Here is a 4585-nt window from a genome sequence, read left to right on the forward strand (position 1 = left end):
AAGCGTCGTTTTCCCTTTCCTTACAAATCAATGACTTACGGTGTAAGTCATTGATTTGGGCGCCCCGCGCGGGGCGCATTGATGGACTTTTTGCGAGTCCATCAATATTCATATATCGTGAGGAGGAAGAACATGGACTACAGCGCTTTCGTGGAGGAACAGGTTGCCTCGCTTCGTGAAACGGTAGGGGACGGCCTGGCGATCAACGCGCTCAGCGGCGGGGTCGACAGCAGCGTCGTCACCGTGCTGGGGCACCGGGCCCTTGGCGACAGGCTCAGGACGGTGTTCATCGACACCGCGCTCATGCGCGAAGGCGAGCCGGAAAGGGTGGTCCGGATATTCGACGGGATGGGGATCCCTGTGGATCTCGTGGATGCGAGGGCCGATTTCCTGGGCGCCCTGAAGGGGCTGTCCGACCCGGAGGAGAAGCGCAACGCCATCACCAGGACCTTCTATTCCACCGTCTTCGGCAGGATCGTCAGGGAAACGGGAGCCAAATACCTGCTTCACGGAACCATCCTGACGGACATCGAGGAGACCGTCGCCGGGATCAAGCGCCAGCACAACATCCTCTCGCAGCTTGGCATCGATCCGCGGGAGGAGTATGGCTACAATGTGGTAGAGCCCCTCAAAACCCTGCGCAAGGACGGTGTGCGGGAAGTGGCCAAACTGCTGGAAATGCCCCCCGAACTCACCAACAGGATCCCTTTCCCGGGGCCGGCCCTCGCCACGCGGATCGTTGGCGAGGTGACGGAAGATCGCATCGCCACCGTCCGGGCAGCCACGGCCATCGTCGAGGAGGAGCTTTCCGGCAGCGGCGCGTTCCAGTACCTGGCCGTTCTGTTGAACGACAGGGCAACGGGCATCCGTGACGGGAAGCGGGAGTTCGGGCAGATCATCGTCGTGCGTTCCATCGACAGCGTCGACGCCAGGGAAGCGACCGCCGTCGAGATCCCGTGGGAGACGCTGCACCGCATCTGTGCAAGGGTCACGGGCATACCCGGCGTCAACCGCTGCCTGTATGATCTGACGCCCAAGCCTCCCGCGACCGTCGAGTATGTCTGACGGCCCGGCAGATGTTTCAGGCCGATCGCGGTTTCCGATCACCGCTTCTTGACCTTCTCCCGGTTAAAGGGCAGCCTGCTGCCACAGGGTATCCGACTCCGGCTGCCGGCAGGTCCCCCAGCAGGATGTCCCTTTCCGTGTCGATGTCGGGCCCGATAATGCCTTGTTTAATACGAACGGTCGTGCTAAAAAGATAGTAATCAGTAATCAGTAGGCAGTAGGCAGTAGGCAGAAACCAGAAACCAGAAACCAGGAACCAGAAACTTTTACTCTATGTCAAAAGGCGCGAAAACCAGAGACAAGATCCTCCAGAAGGCTGCCAGCTTGGCCAGCATCTGTGGACTTGAGGATATATCCATTGGCAAGCTGGCCAAGGCCACCGGTCTTTCGAAAAGCGGTCTTTTCGCCCACTTCAACTCCAAGGAGAACCTTCAGGCCCAGGTTCTCCAGTGGGTCGGGGATATGTTCCTGGAGGAGGTCCTGCGCCCTGCCTTCAAGGAACCCAGGGGCGTCCCCCGTATCCGGGCCATTTACGAAAACTGGAAAAAGTGGATCGGCGGCGACTCCCTGCCGGGAGGGTGCGTCATGATCGCCAGTTCCACCGAGTTTGACGACCGTCCGGGAGTGGTGAGGGACGAGACCGTGAAAATGATGAACGGTCTCCTCGACGTTCTGGCCAGGTCAGCGGGGATCGCCATAGGGGAGGGTCATTTCAGGCCTGACACCGACCCTCGCCAGTTCGCCTTCGAGTTCGAGTCGATCCTTCACGGGTACCATCTCCTGGAAAGGCTGCTCAAGGACCCCGACGCGACACGACGGTCCGACCTGGCCATGGAAAGGCTGCTTTCCGCGTACGAGGCGAAAACCCGGAAACCGGAATAGTAATGAATGGACATGGAACAAGTCCATCAAGCAGGATGTGCGCCAGGTGCGCCTCCTTTGAGGAGAGAAAAAGATGAGCGCTGCAAAGTGGATCCTCGAGGCCTATGAAAGGTCCGGCGAACAGGGAAGAATGGACATGTACATGGCGCACCGGGACCTGCGTGGGGATTTCGACGAGATCGACGCCACTCCCCATGTCCTGGATGTGAAGGAGGCACCGCGGTCCGTGGCGAAGTCCGTGGCGAAGCCGATGAGGGTGAAGTGGAGGCTGCACGGGCGGCTGATGAGGGCGTCCGGAGGGTAACAAGAGAATGTTCAAGAAAGTCATTGCGAATCACGCCGACTTGTCACGTCGCAGTTACGCCCTTTGCGTGACGAAGACGGATGGCGTGATGAAGCAATCCCGGGATCGCCTCGCCCGGTAAAAGCTCGCGATGACAACCGTTGGACCTTAGCCTGTTTTGCCAGACCCCAGACTCTAGACTCTGCTCTTCCCCCCTTGCCTTATCCCTCGTCTGGGTTATCCTTAGCCCACGCTATCTAACTGCCAGGAGTGTTGTCCAGTGAGCCAAACGTGCTGTCCGTCGCGGCCCGAAAGGTGCTGTCCGGATACGAAAACAGAGATTCCTTTCGTCCGTGTACCGGTTAAGGTCGAAGACCTGCCTTCTTCGGTCACCGGTGAGGTCCAGAGTGCGATCGGCTCTATTCCCAGGGTCACTTCCGAACTGACTTTCGCCGATCAGTTGGGTATGTGGAAGGCCCGCTGGGGTATCAGCCGGATGGACTACACGGTTTATCCCGGGCTGTACGCGGTGGGTGATCCCGGCCCTGATTCGGAGGTGCTGGTCACGGCCAACTACCGCATGACCTTCGATCTGCTGCGCCGGGCCGTGTCCGGTCTGGATCTGTGGGTCCTCGTGCTGGATACGAAGGGTATCAACGTGTGGTGCGCGGCGGGGAAGGGGACCTTCGGCACCGATGAGCTGGTCCGCCGGATCGAATCTGCCGGGCTGCGGTCCGTCGTCAACCACCGCAGGATCATCGTGCCCCAGCTCGGGGCAGTGGGTGTGGCCGCTCACAAGGTGAAGGATATAACCGGCTTTCGGGTGATTTACGGCCCCGTGGAAATGACTGACCTCAAGCCATTCTTCGCTTCAGGCCGCAGGGCCACGCCGGCCATGAGAAAAAAACAGTTTCCCCTCAGCGAACGAGCCGCCATTGCTCCCATGGAGTTGATCCCTGCCGCGAAGTGGGTTGTAGCCTTTACTTTTGTCCTGGCCACGGTTGCCGGACTGGCGGGACCGGGCTCCCTCCTTGACGATGCCGCGCGGTTCGGCCTGGAGGCGTTCCTCCTGTTGTCCCTCGCGGTTGTTTCCGGCGCGATCCTGGCCCCTCTTTTCCTGCCGTGGCTCCCCGGACGGGCCTTCGCCATAAAGGGAGCCGTGACCGGTGCCGCCGTCTCGTTTATGCTCCCTCTTGCTTCATCGTTTCCTGCCACCCGGCTTGCCGCGTGGTCTCTCATCATCGTCGCGCTCTCCTCCTTCCTTGCCATGAACTTCACGGGTTCATCCACCTACACGTCCCTATCCGGAGTGAAGAAGGAGATGAAGGAAGCGGTTCCGTTCCAGGCCGGCGCCGGAACCGTCGGGCTGCTCCTCTGGGTCGTGTCCCTCATTAAGGCCGGAGGCGGAGCATGAAGTACCTGGCCAACGTCACCACCCTTGAACTGGAAAGGGACCTTTGCAACGGGTGCGGTATGTGCGCGGTGGTCTGTCCCCACGCCGTTTTCTCACTGGATAACGGCAGGGCACGGATCGACGACCGGGACGCGTGCATGGAGTGCGGCGCCTGCTCCCTCAACTGTCCCGAAGGGGCCATCTTCGTCCAGACCGGCGTGGGGTGCGCCCAGGCTGTCATCAACACGGCCCTGGGAAGGAAGGGGGCCTGCAGCTGCACGCTGGAGAATTATTCCCGGACCGGGTCCGACTGCGGTTCGATGAACGTGGACTGCGGATCAGCAGAAGATGCCTGCGGGTGCGGGCCTGCCTCCGGCACGGATATGAAAGCCGGCTGCGGATCAAAAGCCGGTGACTGCGGATGTGATCCGAAACCCGGGCTCCACAACGTGTCCGGCTGCTGCTGAAAGGGGAAAGAACTTTATCGGGGTGTCGGAGTATGGGAGTAACGGGGTAGGGTGGAAAAAATGTCCGACCGGACGACTTGGCGACCGAGCGATTGTGGTTTTCACTCAAAACCCAAAACCCGTAACCATAAACTCGCAACCCGTAACCCTCAACTCTTAACCCTCAACTCTCAACCCTCAACCCTCAACCTTGATAGGGTCGCAAAAAGTCCAATCCGGGACTTTTCGCTCCACGGAAAGGGAAAGGCGTCGTTTTCCCTTTCCTTACAAATCAATGACTTATGGTGCGGGTCATGGATTTGGGCGCCCCGCGCGGGGCGCGTTGATGGACTTTTTGCGAATCCATCAACCTTCAACCCTACACTCCCCTTCGTCCACCGGGATCGCGTCGTTCAGGCAGGTTCCTTTCACCCCCACTTCCTTTCAGCAACCAACCTCCTTAATCTTCCCCTCCTTCTGTCCGTCCCCTGATGGCCACTCGATCCCGCCAACGGC

4 protein-coding genes and 1 pseudogene are annotated in these 4585 nt (G+C 59.8%); all 5 read left to right on the plus strand.

Annotation, left to right across the window (positions count from 1 at the left end; translation table 11 throughout):
• The first annotated feature begins 132 nt into the window (after positions 1-132).
• The 5 genes and pseudogenes from P1S46_11720 to hgcB all read left to right on the plus strand — a co-directional run bounded on the left by P1S46_11720 (position 133) and on the right by hgcB (position 3901).
• Positions 133-1065 carry an ExsB family transcriptional regulator gene (locus P1S46_11720; protein ID MDF1537138.1) on the plus strand — a complete coding sequence of 311 codons (933 nt, stop codon included), beginning with the start codon at positions 133-135 and terminating at the stop codon, positions 1063-1065.
• Positions 1066-1338: 273 nt separating this feature from the next.
• Positions 1339-1947: a TetR/AcrR family transcriptional regulator gene (locus P1S46_11725; protein ID MDF1537139.1), complete on the plus strand. Its 609-nt coding sequence runs from the start codon at positions 1339-1341 to the stop codon at positions 1945-1947.
• A gap of 73 nt (positions 1948-2020) precedes the next feature.
• Positions 2021-2251, plus strand: coding sequence for a hypothetical protein (locus P1S46_11730; GenBank protein ID MDF1537140.1), 231 nt, complete (start codon positions 2021-2023; stop codon positions 2249-2251).
• A 259-nt stretch (positions 2252-2510) separates the two neighbouring features.
• Positions 2511-3644: a mercury methylation corrinoid protein HgcA gene (gene hgcA / locus P1S46_11735; GenBank protein ID MDF1537141.1), complete on the plus strand. Its 1134-nt coding sequence runs from the start codon at positions 2511-2513 to the stop codon at positions 3642-3644.
• A pseudogene (gene hgcB / locus P1S46_11740) lies at positions 3641-3901 on the plus strand (mercury methylation ferredoxin HgcB). The gene hgcA and the pseudogene hgcB overlap by 4 nt, the downstream one beginning before the upstream one ends.
• Positions 3902-4585 lie beyond the last annotated feature (684 nt).

The sequence above is a fragment of the bacterium genome (genome assembly GCA_029210545.1).
Taxonomy (GTDB): Bacteria; BMS3Abin14; BMS3Abin14; order BMS3Abin14; family BMS3Abin14; genus JARGFV01.